This window comes from Nocardia kruczakiae NBRC 101016, assembly GCF_001612965.1.
Lineage (GTDB): Bacteria > Actinomycetota > Actinomycetes > Mycobacteriales > Mycobacteriaceae > Nocardia > Nocardia kruczakiae.
Map to the genome: position 1 here is coordinate 101858 of NZ_BDBL01000011.1, position 20100 is coordinate 121957.

At 68.9% G+C, this 20100-nt stretch carries 20 protein-coding genes; 7 read left to right on the plus strand and 13 right to left on the minus strand.

Translation table 11 applies throughout. The features are described 5' to 3' along the window. Window positions 1-57: 57 nt before the first annotated feature. Window positions 58-945 carry a hypothetical protein gene (locus NK1_RS10345; protein ID WP_245660420.1) on the minus strand — a complete coding sequence of 296 codons (888 nt, stop codon included), beginning with the start codon at window positions 943-945 and terminating at the stop codon, window positions 58-60. Between the two features lie 647 nt (window positions 946-1592). Between NK1_RS10345 and NK1_RS10350 the strand changes: the two genes are divergently transcribed. The 3 genes from NK1_RS10350 to NK1_RS10360 all read left to right on the plus strand — a co-directional run bounded on the left by NK1_RS10350 (window position 1593) and on the right by NK1_RS10360 (window position 3193). After that, the gene (locus NK1_RS10350; RefSeq protein ID WP_030513510.1) at window positions 1593-1886 is read left to right on the plus strand and encodes a WhiB family transcriptional regulator; all 294 of its coding nucleotides are present in this window, start codon (window positions 1593-1595) and stop codon (window positions 1884-1886) included. A 421-nt stretch (window positions 1887-2307) separates the two neighbouring features. Next, window positions 2308-2883, plus strand: coding sequence for a sigma-70 family RNA polymerase sigma factor (locus NK1_RS10355; RefSeq protein WP_036498306.1), 576 nt, complete (start codon window positions 2308-2310; stop codon window positions 2881-2883). A gap of 1 nt (window position 2884) precedes the next feature. Continuing rightward, window positions 2885-3193 carry an RskA family anti-sigma factor gene (locus NK1_RS10360; RefSeq protein WP_245660421.1) on the plus strand — a complete coding sequence of 103 codons (309 nt, stop codon included), beginning with the start codon at window positions 2885-2887 and terminating at the stop codon, window positions 3191-3193. Between the two features lie 305 nt (window positions 3194-3498). Here NK1_RS10360 and groL read toward each other — a convergent pair whose 3' ends face one another. From groL to NK1_RS34395, 3 genes are all read right to left on the minus strand, one after another. Beyond that, window positions 3499-5106, minus strand: coding sequence for a chaperonin GroEL (gene groL, locus NK1_RS10365; protein WP_063008300.1), 1608 nt, complete (start codon window positions 5104-5106; stop codon window positions 3499-3501). Between the two features lie 169 nt (window positions 5107-5275). After that, window positions 5276-5578 carry a co-chaperone GroES gene (gene groES, locus NK1_RS10370; protein WP_030513506.1) on the minus strand — a complete coding sequence of 101 codons (303 nt, stop codon included), beginning with the start codon at window positions 5576-5578 and terminating at the stop codon, window positions 5276-5278. 544 nt (window positions 5579-6122) lie between these two features. Then, window positions 6123-6269, minus strand: a complete 147-nt coding sequence (locus NK1_RS34395) for a hypothetical protein (RefSeq protein WP_157104192.1) — start codon at window positions 6267-6269, stop codon at window positions 6123-6125. On the opposite strand from NK1_RS34395, the gene NK1_RS10375 reads away from it, so the two are divergent. Continuing rightward, window positions 6268-7857: a DUF7159 family protein gene (locus tag NK1_RS10375; protein ID WP_063905953.1), complete on the plus strand. Its 1590-nt coding sequence runs from the start codon at window positions 6268-6270 to the stop codon at window positions 7855-7857. The genes NK1_RS34395 and NK1_RS10375 overlap by 2 nt on opposite strands. Before the next feature lie 27 nt (window positions 7858-7884). Here NK1_RS10375 and tsaD read toward each other — a convergent pair whose 3' ends face one another. From tsaD to alr, 6 genes are all read right to left on the minus strand, one after another. Continuing rightward, the gene (gene tsaD, locus NK1_RS10380; protein ID WP_063008301.1) at window positions 7885-8919 is read right to left on the minus strand and encodes a tRNA (adenosine(37)-N6)-threonylcarbamoyltransferase complex transferase subunit TsaD; all 1035 of its coding nucleotides are present in this window, start codon (window positions 8917-8919) and stop codon (window positions 7885-7887) included. Next, complete coding sequence (rimI, locus tag NK1_RS10385; RefSeq protein WP_063008302.1) at window positions 8916-9449, minus strand: ribosomal protein S18-alanine N-acetyltransferase; 534 nt, start codon at window positions 9447-9449, stop codon at window positions 8916-8918. The genes tsaD and rimI overlap by 4 nt, the downstream gene beginning before the upstream one ends. Then, complete coding sequence (gene tsaB, locus NK1_RS10390) at window positions 9446-10135, minus strand: tRNA (adenosine(37)-N6)-threonylcarbamoyltransferase complex dimerization subunit type 1 TsaB (RefSeq protein WP_063008303.1); 690 nt, start codon at window positions 10133-10135, stop codon at window positions 9446-9448. Before tsaB ends, rimI begins: the two co-directional genes overlap by 4 nt. 259 nt (window positions 10136-10394) lie before the next feature. Further along, complete coding sequence (tsaE, locus tag NK1_RS10395) at window positions 10395-10880, minus strand: tRNA (adenosine(37)-N6)-threonylcarbamoyltransferase complex ATPase subunit type 1 TsaE (protein ID WP_063008304.1); 486 nt, start codon at window positions 10878-10880, stop codon at window positions 10395-10397. Then, the gene (locus NK1_RS10400; RefSeq protein ID WP_245660422.1) at window positions 10873-11970 is read right to left on the minus strand and encodes an alpha/beta fold hydrolase; all 1098 of its coding nucleotides are present in this window, start codon (window positions 11968-11970) and stop codon (window positions 10873-10875) included. The genes tsaE and NK1_RS10400 overlap by 8 nt, the downstream gene beginning before the upstream one ends. 32 nt (window positions 11971-12002) lie before the next feature. Beyond that, on the minus strand, window positions 12003-13145 hold the full coding sequence (alr, locus tag NK1_RS10405; RefSeq protein WP_245660423.1) for an alanine racemase: 1143 nt from the start codon (window positions 13143-13145) through the stop codon (window positions 12003-12005). Window positions 13146-13306: 161 nt separating this feature from the next. Here alr and NK1_RS10410 point away from each other — a divergent pair, with 161 nt between their 5' ends. Next, window positions 13307-14125, plus strand: a complete 819-nt coding sequence (locus NK1_RS10410; RefSeq protein ID WP_063008307.1) for an SDR family oxidoreductase — start codon at window positions 13307-13309, stop codon at window positions 14123-14125. Window positions 14126-14214: 89 nt separating this feature from the next. Here the strand turns inward: NK1_RS10410 and NK1_RS10415 are convergent, their stop codons facing one another. Further along, complete coding sequence (locus NK1_RS10415) at window positions 14215-15687, minus strand: NAD(P)H-hydrate dehydratase (protein WP_063008347.1); 1473 nt, start codon at window positions 15685-15687, stop codon at window positions 14215-14217. A gap of 190 nt (window positions 15688-15877) precedes the next feature. On the opposite strand from NK1_RS10415, the gene NK1_RS10420 reads away from it, so the two are divergent. Beyond that, window positions 15878-16309 (plus strand): plastocyanin/azurin family copper-binding protein, encoded by a 432-nt coding sequence (locus NK1_RS10420; protein WP_063008308.1) that lies wholly within the window; start codon window positions 15878-15880, stop codon window positions 16307-16309. Here the strand turns inward: NK1_RS10420 and NK1_RS10425 are convergent. Further along, the gene (locus tag NK1_RS10425; RefSeq protein WP_063008309.1) at window positions 16296-16787 is read right to left on the minus strand and encodes a MarR family winged helix-turn-helix transcriptional regulator; all 492 of its coding nucleotides are present in this window, start codon (window positions 16785-16787) and stop codon (window positions 16296-16298) included. The two genes, NK1_RS10420 and NK1_RS10425, sit on opposite strands and share 14 nt — an antisense overlap. A 135-nt stretch (window positions 16788-16922) precedes the next feature. Here NK1_RS10425 and NK1_RS10430 point away from each other — a divergent pair, with 135 nt between their 5' ends. Beyond that, complete coding sequence (locus tag NK1_RS10430) at window positions 16923-18113, plus strand: MFS transporter (protein WP_063008310.1); 1191 nt, start codon at window positions 16923-16925, stop codon at window positions 18111-18113. A 15-nt stretch (window positions 18114-18128) separates the two neighbouring features. Here the strand turns inward: NK1_RS10430 and glmS are convergent, their stop codons facing one another. Next, window positions 18129-19997 carry a glutamine--fructose-6-phosphate transaminase (isomerizing) gene (gene glmS / locus NK1_RS10435; protein ID WP_063008311.1) on the minus strand — a complete coding sequence of 623 codons (1869 nt, stop codon included), beginning with the start codon at window positions 19995-19997 and terminating at the stop codon, window positions 18129-18131. Window positions 19998-20100: the final 103 nt, after the last annotated feature.

The window sequence follows — 20100 nt, forward strand, 5'->3', positions numbered from 1 at the left end:
ACGGAACCAACAATAGCGGCTCAGCTATGTGAGTCGGACAACATGGGGGATCACTGCTCACCCGATTTCCGGACCGAGCCGCAGCCGACCGCCCCGACCAGCCAGGATCTGCGCGTACGCACCCGATTCCGCGGCCGCGCGACGGGCCTCGTCCGGTTCGCACACCCCCGCTCGCAACATCGCGGCGGCCCAGCGCAGCGGCAGCAATCCGTGTGCGGCGCAGTCGGAATCGACCAGCTCGGCCACGGCGCGGCTGCGATCGATGTCACCGTCGCCCGCCGCCGCGGCGGCCACCAGCAGCCGCGACTTCACTTGATGCCGAACCGATCCCATCCGCCCGGCCGCGGCCACCGCCGCCTCGGCATGAGCCAGGGCAGGCTCGGCGACCAGTCCCATACCGGGTGCTGCAAGCGCGGTTTCGGCGCTGACCCAATGCCAGCGCACCAGGGCTCGCAGATTCGCCGGCGCGCGATCGACTTCGTCGCGACAGCGCCGCAGCAATCGCGCGGACACCTGTGGCTGCCCGGTCCCGAGCGCGTCCGCGGCCAATCCGGTGAACGCGTCGCAGACCGCCGCGGCGCGCATCGGATCGGCCGCCCTCCCCACCGGCGGGTTCACGGCCAGCGCCGCCGCCCGCCCGTCCAGAATCGCCGCGCCCGCATGCCGGCCGAGCTGGCGCAGCAGCGACGCCTCGGTGGAGGCCACGAGCGAGCCGAGGATCGGATCCGTGGTCAGCCGGGCGGCCCGGAGCAATTCGGCGCGTGCCGCCGCATATCGCCCTTGACCACCGAGGACGACCGCCCGCAGCCAGGTTTCGACGGGGCCGGTGGCGGCGGGAAGATCCGCGGGCGCGATCCCGGGGCGGCCGCCGAACGCCGCGTCGGCCAGTACGGGCGCGCTCCCGGAGGCCAGCAACCCGCCGACTCGCGGAGACAAATCCAACACCAGCGCACCTTATCCGGAGGGGTGCGGTACCCCACACCGCGCACGGGCTATTTCTCAGCGAAAAATCGGGGGCACCGTGTTTCCATCAGGTAAATCTGCGACGAGCTAACCGCCGGCGCACCGAAGCGAAATTCGCATGCTTTTCGGATTATTAACCTGCCCGCCCCGGCTCGGCCATCCGGACTTCTTCCGCACCAGCGGGACCAGTGTGCCACATCACATATCACACTCCCCAGCGTTGGCAAGTACAACAGGTCATTTCTTCCGCTAAGCACCGTGTGAACTGGGAATATGTGAGAATCTACGGACATGTCGCAATACTCGCGAAACAAGTCAACCGGTCAGTATCGCTTTCCCGGTCCGGAAAGTAAACAGCGTGCAGGTTAAATCTGAGATCTGCCGGAATTGCGATCACTGTCGACGTATCTATTGACGTGATTTCACTGTGCGACCTAACGTACTTCATCGCCGTCGTCGGCGCCGCGCGAAATTGCGGCGACCGCGTACTGCGATCGCCGGAGATCGGCGATACGGTCCGAGCCCGATCTCGGCGAGGTCACTGTCGCCCCCGCCCAGGGTCCGGACAGACCGCTGCTGCCAAGCACCGCTCGACAACGCCGACGAGCTCGCACCATGAGGAGTTCACCATGCCCATGCCCACCCACCTCCCCGGTCCCAACGCCGACATCTGGGATTGGCAGATGCGCGGTTCGTGCCGCGGTGTGGACTCCTCCGTCTTCTTCCATCCCGACGGCGAGCGCGGACGCGCGCGCACCCAGCGGGAGTTGCGCGCCAAGGAGATCTGCCGGACCTGCCCGGTGCTCATGCAGTGCCGCAGCCACGCCCTGAAGGTCAGCGAGCCGTACGGCATCTGGGGCGGTATGTCGGAGACCGAACGCGAACTCCACGCCCGGCGCAATCGCCGCCGGATGGCCGTCTGACCGGCGCACGCGAAATTCGGTCGCAGCGGACCGATCCGAACCAGCTGGGGCGCCGAATACCTAGCAAACAACCGGCCACTGAACGTGGCCGGCGACAACGGTACAGGCGCAGGTTCTCGGCCACCGCCGATTCGCCTGCCGCAGGTAGACCAACAGCCGCACCCAAGCCTCAGCGTTTCGTAAAAGTCATCGGCGTGTCACGGCGTGTCTCCATACACTCCTCGGCGTGTCGTTCTATGCGCGAAATCCGCTGGGCCACAGGTGCGTTGCCTGACGCACCCCACCTGGAAGGAGGTCATAGCGGCGCGCTACGGTAGTGGCCGATGACACAGAATGGAGCGTTGTGACAACGCGGCCGCCGGCCGCAGAGGGCGACTCGTTCCAAGGATCCATCGGGGACGGTCGGGTGGCCACACCGAGTGTGGACTCTGCGATCACGGCACGCGCAAGCGAAAGTATCGAGCTGGCGGCACTTCTGGAGCGCTGCGGCCGGGCCGATCGGCAAGCATTCGCCGAGCTGTACGACCGCACGAGCGCCCGGGTATTCGGATTGGTGCTGCGTGTCCTCCACGATTCCGGTTACGCGGAGGAGACGACCCAGGAGGTCTACCTCCAGATCTGGCGCACCGCAGCCAATTTCGACCCGGCCAAGGGTTCGGCGGTGACCTGGCTGATGACGCTCGCGCATCGGCGGGCCGTCGACCGCGTCCGCGCCGAACAGGCGCACGCCCAGCGTGAGGTCACCTACGGCGCCGCGACTCTCGGCAACGAATTCGACGAGGTCACCGAGGAAGTCGGCCGCCGACTCGAACAACAGGCCGTACGCGAGAGCCTCGCCACCCTCACCGAAACCCAGCGCGAGGCCATTTCGCTGGCATATTTCGGCGGCCGGACATATGCCGAGGTGGCTACTTACCTCGGAGTAGGGTTACCGACCGTCAAGTCCCGGATTCGGGACGGATTGACACGACTGAAAAAGAGTTTGGGAGTGACGTGAGATGAACGAGAGCCAGATCGATCTCGCGCATACGGTCGCGCTCGGATCGATCGGCGACGAGGACCAGCGCGCGGTGCAGGAGCTGTTCGACTCCGGCGATCCGGCACTGCGCGCGGACTTCGACACGGAAGTGCAACTGACCAGAGAAGCTCTTACCCTGTTCGCCTCGGCGTCGGCCGTCCAGCCACCCGCCACCCTCCGCACCCGGCTCCTGGCCGCGATCGCCGACGATCACGCCCCCGCCGCACGACATATTCGCCCACCGGCTCACCGCAACGGTGAGGAAGCCGGCCCCACCTCCCTCAACTGAGCCCCCGGCGACGACCGAGCCCGGCGCAGACGCCACGCTCCAGCGAGGATCCCCTCGCGGTCTCACCCCGAAAACGCCAACGGCCCGTTCACGTTTCGAACGTGAACGGGCCGTTGCGTTACACAATCTGCAGTCACCGAGGATTCTCGGCCCGACCCAACCCCCACGGGTTGCGGCCCGGCTCGTCGATCGGTGCCCGTTGCGCACGCGACGAAGGAGCAAGCAACGGGTGCCGATCGACGAGACCTAGGGGGCCGCGACCCTGCCGGAGCGAAGCGGAGGCCAAAAATACAGAGGCCGATAACTCAGTGCGCGTGACCGTGGTGGTCGCCCGCCTCTTCCTCGGCCGGCTTGTCGACCACGGCGCTCTCGGTGGTGAGCACCATCCGCGCCACGGAGGTGGCGTTGAGGACCGCGGAACGGGTGACCTTGACCGGGTCGACGACACCGTCGGTGATCAGGTCGCCGTAGGTCAGGGTGGCGGCGTTGAAGCCGTCCTTGCCCTCGCTGACCTTGCTGACCACGACCGCACCGTCGATACCGGCGTTGGTGGCGATCCAGTACAGCGGCGCCCGCAGCGCCTGCCGCACGACCTCGACGCCGATGGCCTGGTCACCGGTCAGCGAGTCGCGCAGTTCGACCAGCTTGGTGGCCGCCTGCACCAGTGCGGTTCCACCGCCGGAGACGATGCCCTCCTCGACCGCGGCCTTGGCCGCGCTGACCGCGTCCTCGACCCGGTACTTGCGCTCCTTGAGCGCGGTTTCGGTGGCCGCGCCGACCTTGATGACCGCGACGCCGCCGGACAGCTTGGCCAGCCGCTCCTCCAGCTTCTCGCGGTCCCAGTCGGAGTCGGTGGCCTCGATCTCGCCGCGCAGCTGCGCGACGCGGGCGTCGATGGCCTCCTGGGTGCCGGCGCCGTCGACGATGGTGGTCTCGTCCTTGGTGACGACCACGCGACGGGCGTGGCCGAGCAGGTCCAGACCGGCCTCGCGCAGGCTGATGCCCAGGTCGGGGTTGATCACGGTGCCACCGGTGACGACGGCCAGGTCGTCGAGGAACGCCTTGCGGCGGTCACCGAAGAACGGCGCCTTGACCGCGACGACCTTGAGGGTCTTGCGGATGGCGTTGACGACCAGGGTGGACAGCGCCTCGCCCTCGATGTCCTCGGCGATGATCAGCACCGGCTTGCCGGATTCGGCGATCTTCTCGAGCAGCGGCAAGAAGTCGGGCAGCGAGCTGATCTTCTCCCGGTGCAGCAGCACTTGGACGTCCTCGAGGACGGCTTCCTGCTTGTCGGGGTCGGTGACGAAGTAGCCCGACAGGTAGCCCTTGTCGAACTGCACGCCCTCGGTGATCTCCAGGTCGGTGCTGACCGTGGAGGACTCCTCGACGGTGACCACGCCGTCCTTGCCGACAGTGGTCAGCGCCTTGCCGACCATCTCGCCGATTTCCTCGTCACGCGAGGAGACGGTGGCGACCTGGGCGATGGCCTTCTCGCCGGAGACCGGCTTGGCGGCGGCCAGCAGCGCCTCGGAGACGACGTCGGCGGCCTTGCTCATACCGACGCCGAGGCCGATCGGGTTGGCACCGGCGGCGAGGTTCTTGAGGCCGCCCTTGATGAGGGCCTGGGCCAGCACGGTGGCGGTGGTGGTGCCGTCGCCGGCGACGTCGTTGGTCTTGGTGGCGACGCTCTTGACCAGCTGCGCGCCGAGGTTCTCGAAGGGATCCTCGAGGTCGATGTCGCGTGCGATGGTGACGCCGTCGTTGGTGACGGTGGGGCCGCCGAACGCCTTGGCCAGCACCACGTGCCGGCCGCGCGGGCCGAGGGTGACCTTGACGGCGTCGGCCAGCTTGTCGACGCCGCGTTCCATTGCCCGACGAGCCTTCTCGTCGAACTCGATCTGCTTTGCCATGGTTGAGATGTCCTTGGGGTGGGAGTGGTGGACGGGCCTGCGACGACCCGCGGCCTGGATGCAGGAGTCACAACGATCACTGCCCCGGGGCCCATGCGTGGGGCACCGGGGCAGCGGTCGTTACGGTGCGATCCGAATCGCGACGGCCGCGAGGGTCATCGGTCGGTCATCACTTGTCGACGACGGCCAGCAGGTCGCGCGCCGACAGGATCAGGTACTCCTCGCCGTTGTACTTGATCTCGGTGCCGCCGTACTTGCTGTAGATGACGACGTCGCCTTCCTTGACGTCCAGCGGAATGCGCTTCTCGCCGTCCTCGTCCCACCGGCCGGGTCCTACGGCGACGACGGTGCCCTCCTGGGGCTTCTCCTTCGCCGTGTCGGGGATGACCAGGCCGGAGGCGGTCGTCGTCTCGGCCTCGTTGGCCTGGACGAGGATCTTGTCCTCGAGCGGCTTGATGTTCACGCTCGCCACGTTGAGCCCTCCACTTTCAGGGGATTCGGTCGTCCGGGGCTGTTCCCCGGACTCACGGTTTGGTCACGGTGTTGATGCGGCGTTCGTGGAGCGTTACCACTACCGCCGTGCCGACCCTGCGCACAGCCCCGTCGTCGCGGGTGCCGGGACCCTTGCCCAAAGTCGAGCTGGCACCTGAGCACAACCAGTGCCGACTAGCACTCTATACATGCGAGTGCCAGCGCTCAAGGGTGGGCAGTGCTGACTTCACGACACGCCCGAGGGCATGGCAATTGATCCGAAAAATCTGTAACGTTCGGATAACGGATTGTGACAGTATGTAAGACGGTTCCGTGATCGGTCATGTCGTACGACAGCTGTGTCGTTACGGCGTGCCCATCGGCCGTAGCCGTCACGCGATCCGCCGAGTACAACAGCTTCACCCATCGCGCGACGACCTCGCGCACACCTGAGACGAGAACAAGACCGCACGTGATCGACGGCCGGTCCCGACCCTGAAAACGGATCGCACCTGATGGGACCGAGAGCCTGACGGTATGGCGCCTCACCGGACCGCCCCCCGACGGAGGAAGACCCGTCCCGATCCGCGCGCGGAGTATTCGCCGCACAGCGGATGCCCCTGATGTCCGTTCGAGATGGTCGGTACCACCATGGCCGTCCGCTCGACCAGCTCGAGAAGGGAGGTGAACATGCGAACATCCCTCGGTATCTCCGCCGGGAACGAGGTCGTCTGCTCGGCCGTCGTCGCCACCGCGCCCAACGGTGCCCGGAGTTTCGACTACCGCGTCGTATCGGCGGATGTGGCACATTCCGATCCGGGTGATCTGGTCGCCTCGTCGATCGAACTGATGACCACGCAGATGCCCCGCGACTATCTGCACCGCGTCGGCACGCACTCGCCCGGCGCCTCGGCGCCGCAGACCCAGCCCGTCCCGCCCGGCGCCATCGCGGTCGCCTACCGCGATCGCGAGCAGGCGATGGCGATTCGCGCCGCGATCGGCCGGCAGCGCCGGGATGTGCAGCTCATCCCCGAAAGTACTGCGGCACTGACCTATTTGCGCGACACCGGCCTGCTCGACCGCTACGAGACGGTGGCGGTGATCGACCTCGGCGCCTCCGGTACGACGGTCACCGTGGCCGATCTGGCCGAGGACACCGTGCTGCGTTCCGAGCGCACCGAGGCGATCAGTGGCTCCGCGGTGGACGAGCTGATCTACCACCACCTGCTGGACTGCCATTTCGCCCGCCGCGGCACCCGGCCGAACCGGAACATGCTGATCAATCGCAGCCGGGCGGCCAAGGAGCATCTGTCCATCGCCCCGGCGGTGACCATCGACCACGTCGCCGGGCAGCCGCTGAAGCTGACCCGCGCCGATTTCGCCGAACTGATCGCCGATCTGCTGCACGAGGCGGCCGACTACGCCCGCGCCGTCTTCGCACGCGCGCCGAAAGTCCCGGAGGCGGTGGCGATCATCGGCGGCGGCGCCAATATCGCCTCGTTGGTCGACGGACTCGACGCACTGCTCGACATCCCCGTGGTCTCGGTTCCGGAGCCGGAGGCGGTGACCGCGAAAGGTGCGGCGCTGGTGGCCGATTCGGCCCAGCCCTCCACCTTCTCCCCGATCGCGCTGGGGAGCGACGGATCGGCCGGAACCTTCACCAAGGTGATCGGCACCCTCGTCGGCGCGGTCGTGGTGGTCGGCCTCGTGGTCGGCTACGGCGTCAAGGAACTCGTGCCGACCGCCCATCAGGATGTGACCCCGGCGGGGACGACCGATACCCAGCTGACCACCACACCCGCGCCGACCCCGATGCCCGCGGGCACACCGACCGACGGCACCGGGCAGAGCCGGACCGAACATCCGCCGGCGAGCAGCACCCAGCCGGGCAGTTCGGCACCCGGCACCTCGCCGGGCAGTTCGCTGCCGACGACCAATACCGATCAGGTCCCGCCGGTCACGCCGACCACCAGCGCGCCGGTACTGCGGCCGGATCCGAATCTGCCGCAGATTCCGCTGCCGCCCAACCTGCCGCATCTGCTCGGTCCGCTGCTGGGAACCACCACGCCCCAACCGGTTACGCCCGGCACGAGCACACCGAACACCCCGACGCCGGGGGCCGCGCCGACCAAGCCGGGCAACACCCGGGTTCCGGTGCTGCCGCGGTCGAGTTCCGGATCCGCGGATTCGGACCGGGCCCAGCCCGCCGAGCCGGGTGATCCCGTTCCGTCCGGACGGTCGGCAGCGCCCGGCACGACGACCGTGCAGCCCCAGGACTGAGCCGAAGGAATCCTCTTCGGGACGGCGTCAGCGAATCTGGCTGGTGGACACCGAAAGTCCCGGATCGGTCGCGACCGTCAACGGGGACGGTTCGGCGCCGCCCGCGATCACGTGGGCGCCCAGGGTGGCGATCATGACGCCGTTGTCGGTACACAGGCGCGGCTTGGGCACCCGCAGAGTCAGACCGGCTGCCGCGCATCGTTCTTCGGCCATCGACCGGATGCGGGAGTTGGCGGTCGCGCCGCCGCCGAGCACGAGCGTGTCCACACCGACATCCTGCGCCGCGCGCACGGCCTTCATGGTCAGCACATCGGCCACGGCCTCCTGGAACGACGCCGCGATATCGGGGATCGGTAGTTCGGTTCCGTTGCGCTGGGCCGCCTCGACATAGCGGGCGACGGCGGTCTTGAGACCGGAGAAGGAGAAGTCGTACCGCGGATCACGCGGCCCGGTCATCCCGCGCGGGAAGGCGATCGCGGCCGGATCACCGTGAGCCGCAGCGGCATCCAGCGCCGGGCCACCCGGGAAGCCGAGGTCCAGCAGTCGCGCCACCTTGTCGAACGCCTCGCCGGCGGCATCGTCGACGGTGCTGCCCATTTCGACGATCGGCTCGGCCAGGTCGGTCACCTGCAGCAGATGGGTGTGCCCGCCGGAAACGAGCAGGGCCACACACGGCGGCATCGGACCGTGTTCGAGGGTGTCGACGGCTACGTGCCCGCCGAGATGGTTCAAGGCGAACAGCGGGATATCCCAGGCCGCCGCATAGGCTTTCGCGGCCGCGACGCCCACCAGCAGCGCACCGGCCAGGCCCGGTCCGATGGTGACGGCCAGCGCATCCGGCTTGGCGATCCCCGCCGTCGACAGGGCGCGCCGCATGGCGGGCACGATGGCCTCGAGATGGGCGCGCGAGGCGATCTCGGGCACCACCCCACCGAACCGCGCGTGCTGGTCGACGCTGGAGGCCACCTCGTCGGCGAGGAGTTCGCAGGTGCCGTCCGGATGGCGGCGCACGATGCCGACGCCGGTTTCGTCACAGGAACTTTCGACACCCAGGACGATCATGACAGGACCTCGGAGTCGTGGGCGCGCTCGGCGCCCGGGTGCGGGAATCCGGTCATCGCCGGGCGGCGCATGGTGAACGCGTCGGCGCCGCTGGGCTGGTAGTAGCTCTTGCGCAGGCCGATGATGTGGAAGCCGTGCTTCTCGTAGAGCGCGATGGCCGGCGCATTGTCGGTTCGCACCTCGAGGAAGACCGGTCCACCGCGCCGTCCGGCCTCGGCCAGCAATGCGCGCAACAGCACCGTCCCGATTCCCCCGCGGTGCACGTCCGGATCGACACCGATGGTGTGGATCTCGGCCTCGGGATGGTCGACTGTGCCCAGCAGCGCGATACCCGCGTACCCGAGCATGCGCCCGGCATCGTCGCGCGCCACCAGATAGCGATTGTGCGAGCCGGCCAGCTCCGACCGGAAGGCCACGTCCGGCCAAGGATCGTCCTCCGGGAACAGCAGCAGTTCCAGTTCGACACAGCGCGCGATATCGGCCGGGCCCATCGGTTCGATATGGACCACGGGCGAGGATTCGGTACTCATCGCACCGCCTGATAGCTGCGTTCGACCGCATCGGGCCGGCGCAGATACAGCGGGACCAGCGGCTCCGGCGTCACGCGCGCGAGGATGTCGTGGGCGGCGCACCGCACCAGACCCGCGGGCGACGGGGTCTCCACCGGCAGCACCGAAAGATCGAAAAAGTCGACGTGCGAGGGCGATCCGGCGATCGCGGTGGCGTCCCCGGAATCCAGATCGACGGGTTTGCACACGCCCGGGCCGTCGACGCGCCCACTGCGGCGATACCGCGCCCAGTACACCTCGCGACGGCGGGCGTCGGTCACCACGAGCAGTTCGGCGCCGGAACTCTCGTCCTGCCCGCCCGGCACGTCGGACCATGCCTCCGCGGCGATGGCGTCGAGACTGCAGACGCCGTGCACCGGCAGGCCCAGGGCGTCGCCGAAGGCGGCGGCGGTCGCCATACCGACTCGCAGGCCGGTGAACGGGCCGGGGCCGATACCCACCACGACCGCCCCGATATCGGTGCGCGTGCGGTCGGCCTCCTCGAGGCAGGCCAGGATCTGCGGGGTGAGCACCTCGTTGTGGGCGCGCGCGTCCACGGTCACCCGGGAGGCGAGAGTGCGGACCTGCGGCTGTGTGGCGGCCTGCTCCAGTTCCACCAGTCCTGCTGTAACGGCAGGCGTCGCGGTGTCGACAGCAAGTACAAGCATGATTGCCTCAACGATACCGGTTGGTCACCTCCCGTATGCCATCAGCGCCGTCGGCGTATCCGCATGTCGCAACCGCGGGGCAAACCGCTGCGCGCCGGATGTGCGCACGTCGTGACGAGGCACCCGCCCAGGGCTCGTCAACGATCAAGTGCCGCAACAACTGCCGGGGCGCCGGTGCGGCCGGGTGCGGTCGGCCGGGCCGGATTCCACGCTGCCGCGGATTCGCCCGAGCCGCATCGGTGGCGAGCATCACAACCGATCAGTACTGTCCGACCCACTCCCAGGTGGCGGTGCGTGTCTCCGATTCCGCTTCCCGATGCAGCCGCACCCGCAGATGACGGTCCGCGAGATGTTCGACCACTCCGAGACCCCATTCCACCACCACGACCGATTCGTGCAGATCGGCATCGAGGTCCAGGGCGTCCAGTTCGTCGAGATCACCGCCCAGCCGATAGGCGTCGACATGGACCAGCGGTATCGACCCCGGCGCCGCGCCGGCGCGATGCTGGCGCGCGATGATGAAGGTCGGTGAGCTGACCCGCCCCTCGACCCCGAGCCCGGCCGCGATCCCCCGGGTCAGCGCGGTCTTCCCCGCACCGAGCGGACCGTCGAGCACCACCAGATCCCCGGGCCGCAGCTCGGCCGCCAACTCCCGGCCCAGCGCCTCGGTATCGGCGACCGTGGGCAGTTCCCGGCGCTCGGCCTCGCCCTGATCGGCCGGCGCCCCGTCGCGATGCTCAGCCATTGCTCGCCTCCCGGCCCGCGCCGAATTCGACGGACGAGCCGCCGAAGACGCCCGCGCGCAACAGCAATCGCTCCAGCGCGGCATTCATCAACTCGGGATACTGCAGATGCACCATATGCGCGGCGTCGGTGACCCGGACCAGATCGGCGTCCGGGAGCCGGGCGGCGAGTTCACGCGAATTGCGGAACGGGATGATCAGATCGTGGTCGCCGCCGACGACCAGCGCCGGCCGCGGCGCGAGCACCGGCAGCGCCGCCGATTCGTCGTGGGCCTCCAGTGCCTCGAGGAATTTCACGATGGTCTCGACCGGTGTCCGATCGATCATCGAGGTGGTGAATCGCGACAGTGTGGGACTGACGTCGCCGTGGAACGAACTGACATGCAGCACCGGGGTGATCAGCCGGCGTGCGGTGACCCGTCCCGCCTGCACCAGTGCCGGGGAGGTGTGGACCAGTACCCGGAACCCGTCGATCGCCGGACTGCGCAACAGCTGTGCCGCACCGGCACTGGTCACCCCGGCGGCGGTGGTGGACAGCAGCGCGGAGGCCAGTACGCGGCGCTCGAACAATTCGGGATCCCGGGCGGCCGCCGCGAGAATCGCCATCCCACCCATGGAATGGCCCACCAGCACCAGCGGCCCGTGGGGGGCGCACTCCTCGATCACCCGCAGCAGGTCGCGGCCCAGCTGCGCGACCGTGCAGCTCGCACTGCTCGGCGTACCGGAGCTGCCGTGCCCGCGTAGATCGAAGAACACCATGCGGACCTGCCCGCCCCACTGTCGCGCCAGATCGCGGCGCTGAAAGTGGAACGAATGCATGCTGTTACAGAATCCGTGCACGAAAACGACCGTGGCGGAAGGATTCTCGGCGCCGACGACACGGGCGGCAAGCGGTACGCCGTCGTCGGCCACCACGCGGCGCGCGGGGTCGCGGTCCAGCAGCGTGAAGTCCTCGTCGCGCAGGTCGTCACCGCGGGCCGGCCAGGCGACGGCGGCGCCCATTCGCCGCAGGGCCTGCGCACCGGCGAGGGCGCCCAGCACGCTCGCGGATGCCACCCCGCCCCGCAGCAGTGTGGACCGTACCCGCCGCACGTTCCGAAACCGATGTGCCCGTTCGGGTTCCATCACACCACCCCTGCCTGTCCGGTATAGCCTCGCACGACACGGCCACGGGGGGAACACACGATCTCGTAGTGGATGGTGTTCATCAGTTCCGCCCACCGCTGTGCGTGCGGATCGCCGGGAGCCCCGCCGAACAGCACCGCGCGATCGCCCTCCTGCACTCCCTGGCGGTTCTCGCCGAGGTCCACGACCAGCTGATCCATGCACACCCGGCCGATGTTCGGATACTCCGCATCACCGATCCGCAGTGCGATCCGCCCGCCCAGACCGCGCGGCACACCGTCGGCATAGCCCGCCGGAATCAGGGCCACGGTGGTGTCGTGCGGCGCGATCCACTCGTGGCCGTACGACACGCCCTCCCCCTGCGCCACCCGCTTGACCAGGGCGACCCGGGCCCGGAAGGTCATGGCCGGACGCAGGCCGAAGTCGGAGATCTCCGGAATCGGACTGAGACCGTAGACGGCGATACCGGGCCGCACCATGTCGAACGCCAGATCGGGCCGGGTGAGGGTGGCCGCGGAGTTGGCCAGGTGGACCACCTCGGGCTGCAGCCCGTAATCCTTGGCCACGGCGATGGCCTCGACGAACCTGTCCCGCTGCACATCGATGACCGGATGCTGCGGCTGATCGGCATGGGCGAGATGGGAGAACATCGCCCGCAGCTGCACCACCCGCTCCGCGACCAGCTCCTGCAGCAGCGCCAGCACGTGCGGATATTCCGCGGAGGAGACACCGTTGCGGTTCAGGCCGGTATCGAGCTTCAGCGTGACGGTCGCGGTGGTTCCGCTGGCCCGCGCCGCGCGCTCCACCGCCCGCAGATGGGCGGTCGAGGACACGCCGATCTCGATATCGGCGGCGATCGCGGCGGTGTAGTCCGCGTCGGAGGTGTTGAGCCAGCTGAGGATGGGCGCGGTGATACCGGCCGCGCGCAGCTCGAGCGCCTCGGAAATGGTGGTCACGCCGAGTTCAGCCGCGCCCGCGGCCAGTGCCGCCCGGCCGACCTGCACCGCGCCGTGGTTGTAGGCGTCGGCCTTCACCACCACCATGACCGCGGCATCGCCCGCGTGTTCGCGCAGTATCCGCACGTTGTGTGCGATGGCATCCAGATCGACGACGGTCTCCACCTGCGGATCAGCGCTACTCACGGCTACCGATCCTGCCACGCGGCGCGCCGCGGGCACCCGGCGCGCCCGAGTGTCTTCGGATCGCGTCGAGTTCACCCCTTGCTTGGAGTGCACTCCAGCTCGTTAGCGTGGTTCACGCGGGCATACGCCGCCCGCCACCACCCATCCACCAGAGGGGTTTCATGAGCAAGGTTTGGTTCATCACCGGCGTCTCGCGCGGATTCGGCCGCGAATGGGCCCTCGCGGCCCTCGAGCGCGGCGACCGGGTCGCCGGAACCGCGCGCAAGCTGGACACGCTCGACGATATCGTCGCCGCCTACCCCGACACCTTCCTGCCGCTGCAGTTGGACGTCACCGACCGTGCGGGCGATTTCGCGGCGGTCGCCGAGGCGGCTGCGCGGTTCGGCCGCCTGGACGTCGTGGTCAACAACGCCGGTTACGGCCATTTCGGCATGATCGAAGAACTCACCGAGGACGAGATCCGCGCACAACTCGAGACCAACGTCTTCGGGGCGCTGTGGGTCACCCAGGCGGCGCTGCCGATTCTGCGCGAGCAGGGCAGCGGGCACATCATCCAGGTGTCGAGCATCGGCGGGATCAGCGCCTTCCCGAATCTCGGCGCCTATCACGCGTCGAAGTGGGCGCTCGAGGGGTTCTCGCAGTCGCTGGCGCAAGAGGTCGCCGGTTTCGGCATCCACGTCACCCTGATCGAGCCGGGCGGGTTCAGCACCGATTGGGCCGGCCCGTCGTCGGTCCACAGTGCGGAGAACCCGGCATACGACGAGGTGCGGGCGGCGCGCAACCGGACCCGTTCGGCCCAGCAGCCCGGCGAGCCGACGGCCACGCGGTCGGCGATCCTGGCGGTGGTCGACGCTGACAAACCGCCCCTGCGGCTGTTCCTCGGCACCGCGCCGCTACAGATCGCGACCGCCGACTACGAGTCGCGGCTTTCGACCTGGCGCGAATGGGAGCCGGTAACGCTGGCGGCACAAGGGGATTGATTCGGAACGACCCGTGGGAGATGCCGGCGGTGCGAGTCGGCGCTTCGGTCTCGGCACCCAACCCCCTCGGGCCGGAAGGTGCACGCGGATCAGCCGGGCGTCGCTCGACCTTCGGCAAGACTGCGCAAGGTCCGCACCGCGGCGCGTAGGTGGTGCAGCAGCGGAGTAGCCGAAATGGGCGCTCCCGCATCGCTGTTCGCATGGGCGGCGAGGTTGGCGGCGAGGGCATGCACGCGCGCGGCGGCCGCCGCCGCCCACGCCGGTTCCCGCCCCGCCGCCAGCAGGGCGCCGATGACGCCGGACAGGACGTCGCCGGCGCCCGCGGTGGCCGCCCAGGAACCGCCCGCCTCGTTGACCAGTGTCGGCTCGCCGGGGGTGGCGACCAGCGTGGACCGCCCCTTCAACAGGACCGTCACCTGCCATTTCTCGGCGAGTTCACGGACCGCCGCCACCCGGTCGGAGCCGAGTTCACGGCCGGTGAGACGCGCGAATTCGCCTGCGTGCGGGGTCAATACGGTCGGCGCGCCGCGTCCGGTGACCAGCTCCGGCGCGGCGGCCAGCAGGGTCAATCCGTCGGCGTCGACCACCACCGGCAGATCGGTGGCCAGGATGTCCGCCAGGCGTTCGCGCGCCGCGTCATCGGTGCCCGCCCCCGGCCCGAACACCCAGGACTGCACCCGTCCGGTTTCGGAAATACTCTCGGCCGCAATGACTTCCGGGAACTGCGCGAGCACCTGCGCGGCCGCGGTCCCGGCGTAACGCACCATACCGGAGGTGGCGGCCACCGCGGCGCCGGTGCACAACACCGCGGCGCCGGGATAGGTGTCACTGCCGGCATGGATTCCGGTTACACCCTGCGTGTATTTGTCGTCGTGCGGTCCGGGCACCGGCCAGTCACGACCGATCGACACCGGCTCCACGGCGGCCAGGGCCGGCGCGGGCAGCCGTAAACCGATGTCGATCAACTCGATTCGCCCACACCACGGTGCGGCCAGCGCATGCACCGGTTTGTACGCACCGAAGGTCACCGTCACCGCGGCCCGCACCGCCGGGCCGTCCACGGCACCGGTATTCGGATCGACACCGCTCGGCAGATCGGCGGCGACGATCGGCGCCTCGACCGCCGCGACCAGTTCGGCGGCCCGCGGTCGCAGCGCACCCCGGCCGGAGATGCCGACGATGCCGTCGACCACCAGGTCCGGCGCGCCGAGCAGTTCCGCGGCCGATCCCGCGCCGGCCTCGCGAATCCGCCCGCCCGCCCGGCGCAGTGCCGCGAGCCCTTGCGCATGTGCTCGCTCGGGCGACAACAGCACCGCCGTCACCGCCACCTCGCGCCGGCGCAGCGTGGCGCCCGCCCAGAGCGCGTCGCCGCCGTTGTCTCCGGATCCCACGAGCAGAGTCACGGCTCGCCCGGCGACGGCTCCGGTCCGTTCCCGCAGTTCGGCCGCAACCACATTCGCCAATCCGTACGCGGCACGGCGCATCGGCACCCCCGCGGCGACCCGCTCGAACAGTTCGGCTTCGGCCCCTCGCACCTCGTCGACGGTGAAGTATCCCCGCAGGACCGGTGCCATCAATTCGCCTCCTCGTCGGGATTGCGGTAGGAATCGCGCTCGAATCGGAACCCCCAGCAGAGTACGCCCGGAGATCTCCGATCTCGGTATGTCCGCGACTCTCTCGCCGACGCGACGACACCGACACCGCGCGCGGGTGCGGCGAACCGGACGCAGCCGCCGGACTAGGCTCGTAGCCATGGCCCACAGCACCGTACGCCACCGCGCCACGCGTCTCCTCCCGACCGCCGGAGCGCTGGTGGCTGCCGTGCTGATCGCCGGATGTGGTTCGAACACAACGACATCCACACCGTCGACCACGACCGCGGCCGTGCCGTCGGGCACGGCCGCAGCCTCGCCGACCTCGGCCCGACCGGCCTCGGTCACCGTGCACGTCGAGGATATGAAGTTCTCCCCCGACGCCGTGACCGTGCAAGCGGGCGACACCGTGACCTGGAAGTTCTCTGACAAGGTGCCGCATGCCGTACAGGGCATCGGCGATGCGGCGATGGGCATCAACAGCCCCATCTTCACCGGCGGCGAGTGGAGCCACACCTTCGCGATCCCCGGCGTCTACCGCTACCTGTGCCCACTGCATCCCGAGATGCGCGGCACCGTCACCGTGCGGTAGTCACTGCCCCGTCTCCTACCCGTGCCTCGCGGCGATTCAACGCCGCCACGGCCGTGACCAGCGGGGCGAGTTCGGGATCGGCCGCGGCCTCGCCGAGCGCCTGCGACAGCGCGGCATCGTTGGTGGGCCGCGCCTGTTCGAGCAGCTCGAGACCCGCGGGCGTGACGTCGGTATAGATGCCCCGGCGGTCGTCCGGGCACAGGTAGCGCTGCAGGAGACCGCGGTCCTCGAGCCGGGTCACCAGCCGCGTGGTCGCGCTCTGGCTCAATGCCACCGAATCCGCGACCTGATTCATCCGCAGATGGCCGCCGGGCCCGTCGTGCTGCCGGCTCAGCACGGTGAGCAGTGAATATTCGCGCACACTGAGCTCGTGACCGGCCTGCAGGGCGCGTTCGATCCGCGCTTCGATCCGGTCGTGCAGCACCGAGAGCGCATACCAGCCATCCGCCAATCCGGTCAGCGCGGCTTCCGCGGTCATCGGCCCTCCTCATGTCGTCGCCGTCCCCAGGATAACGCGCTCCCGCAATAGCACGCGCTTGCAATTAACACGCGTATGCAATTATTGTCGACGCCTGTAACGCCCATCTACAACTCTGTGTGGAGGCTTGTACCGATGCCACTCGCACTTCTCGCACTCACCCTCGGCGCATTCGCCATCGGGACGACCGAATTCATCGTGGTCGGACTGCTGCCCGGGGTCGCGAACAGTTATTCGGTCTCGATCCCGACCGCGGGCTGGCTCGTCACCGGATATGCCCTCGGTGTCCTCGTCGGCGCGCCGGTGATGACCGGCCTCGGCACGCGCGTATCCCGCAAGCGCATGCTGTCGATCAGCCTGCTGCTCCTGATCGCCGGCAACGCATTGTCCGCCGCCGCACCGACTTTCGATCTGATGCTGACCGGCCGCATCATCGCCTCACTGGCGCACGGCGCCTTCTTCGGCATCGGCGCCGTGGTCGCCGGATCGCTCGTCGCCCCGGACCGCCGCGCCGGTGCGATCGCCATGATGTTCACCGGGCTCACCGTGGCGACCGTGGTCGGCGTTCCGCTGAGCACGCTGCTGGGTCAGCATTTCGGCTGGCGGCTCGCCTTCGCGCTGGTCGCCGTCGTCGGCGCGCTCGCCTTCGGCGGAGTGCTGGCGCTGGTACCCGATCGGCCGGCACCGCGCGATGCCCGGTTCACCCGGGAACTGGCGGTCCTGCGCAATCCGCAGGTCCTGCTGGCGATGGCGATGACCGTGCTCGGCTTCGGCGGTGTCTTCGCCGCCATCACCTATCTCGCGCCGATGATGACCGAGGTCACCGGCTTCGCGGAAAGCTCCGTCACCTGGATCATGGTGCTGTTCGGACTCGGATTCCTGATCGGCAATCTGGTCGGCGGGCGCTACGCCGACCGTCACCTGTTGCCGATGCTCTACATCACGCTGGCGGCGCTGGCCGTCGTCCTGGCCCTGTTCACGCTCACCGCGCACAACAAGGTCGCGGCGGCGATCACCGTCGTCCTGATCGGAGCGCTGGGCTTCGCGACCGTGCCGCCGCTGCAGAAGCGGGTTCTCGACCAGGCCGCGTCGGCACCGACGCTGGCTTCCGCGCTCAATATCGGGGCCTTCAACCTCGGCAACGCGCTGGCGGCATGGCTCGGCGGGTCGGTCATCGCCGCGGGTTTCGGCTATACCGGCCCGAGTTGGGTCGGCGTGGTCCTGGCCACGAGCGCCCTCGGCCTGGCCCTCTGGTCGGGCGCATTGGAACGTCGCACGACACGAACCGTCGCTGTGAGCGAAGATCTTGTGGCCGTAGCAGATTGACCGGAACGCCGGCCGCTATTCGACGGTGACCGACTTCGCGAGATTGCGCGGTTTGTCGATGTCGTAGCCGCGGGTCTGCGCCACCTCGGCGGCGAAGATCTGCAGCGGCACGGTCGACAGCAGCGGCTGGAAGAGGGTCGGGGCGGCCGGGATCTCGATCAGATGGTCGGCGAACGGACGGACCGTATCGTCACCCTCCTCCGCGATCACGATGGTGCGGGCGCCGCGGGCCTGGATCTCCCGGATATTGCTGAGCAGTTTCGAATGCAGCACCGCGCGTCCCTTCGGGGAGGGCATCACCACGATCACCGGCAGGCCCTCCTCGATCAGCGCGATCGGGCCGTGCTTGAGTTCACCGGCGGCGAAACCCTCGGCGTGCATATAGGCCAGCTCTTTGAGTTTGAGCGCACCCTCGAGCGCGACCGGGTAGCCGACGTGGCGGCCGAGGAACAGCACCGTCGACTGATGCGCGAACCGGCGGGCGATCTCGCGCACCTGCGGCGCGGTCTCGAGCACCCGCTCCACCAGCTTCGGCATGGCCTCCAGCTCACCGAATTCGCGGGCCACCTCATCCGGGTACTTGGTGCCGCGCGCCTGCGCGAGGGCAAGGCCCACAAGGTAATTCGCGGTGATCTGGGCGAGGAAGGCCTTGGTCGAGGCGACGCCGATCTCCGGGCCGGTGCGGGTGTAGACCACGGCATCGGATTCGCGCGGAATCTGCGCGCCGTTGGTGTTGCAGATCGCGAGCACGCGCGCCTTCTGCTCCTTGGCGTGGCGCACCGCCTCCAGCGTGTCGGCGGTCTCACCGGACTGCGAGATGGCGACCACCAGCGTGGACCGGTCCAGGACCGGGTCGCGGTAGCGGAACTCACTGGCCAGCTCCACCTCGACCGGAACCCGCGTCCAGTGTTCGATCGCGTACTTGGCCAGCAGTCCGGCGTGATACGAACTGCCGCAGGCCACCACGAACACCTTGTCGAATTCGCGGAGTTCCTGGTCGGCGAGGCGCTGCTCGTCCAGCACGATACGGCCGTTGTCGAAATGGCCCATCAGCGTCTCGGCCACTCCGGCGGGCTGCTCCTCGATCTCCTTGAGCATGAAGTAGTCGTGGCCGCCCTTCTCGGCGGCGGCCAGATCCCAGTCGATGGTGAACGGCCGGGTCCGCGCACCCTCGGTGTCGCCGGCGAAATCGGTGACCACGTAGCTGTCCGCGGTGATCACCACGGCCTGGTCCTGACCGAGTTCGACCGCTTCGCGCGTGTGCTCGATGAACGCCGTCACATCCGAGGCGATGAACATCTCACCCTTGCCGACACCGACCACCAGCGGTGTCGAGCGACGCGCGGCCACGATCGTGCCCGGATGGTCGGCATGGGTGAACACCAGCGTGAACGCGCCCTCGAGCCGGCGCAGGACGGCCAGTGCGCTGCCGACGAAATCACCCGCCGTGGGTCCGGCCGCATAGGCCTGCGCGACCAGGTGCACCGCGACCTCGGTGTCGGTATCGCTGCGCAGTTCGACCCCGGCCTCCTCGAGTTCGCGCCGCAGCGGCGCGAAATTCTCGATGATGCCGTTGTGCACGACCGCGACCCGGCCCGCGAGGTCGCGGTGCGGGTGCGCGTTGCGATCGGTGGGCGCGCCGTGCGTGGCCCACCGGGTATGTCCCATACCGGTCGTACCTGCGAACGCGGCCGGGCCGGCCTCGGCCAGCTCGGCCTCCAGATTGGCCAGCCGACCGGCCTTGCGCTCCACCGCGATAGTGCCCGCGCCGTCCAGGATCGCCACGCCCGCGGAGTCGTAGCCCCGGTACTCCATGCGGCGCAGTGCGTCCACGACGACGCCGAGCGCGTCCCGGTACCCGACGTAGCCAACGATTCCGCACATGGTGTCCCAGCCTACTTGGGCCGCGTGGACACGCGAATCGGCCTGCTATCGCAGCAGGTGGCGGCGTGTCCGGGCCGCTGCGCTCGCGACAGTGCCGCATTCC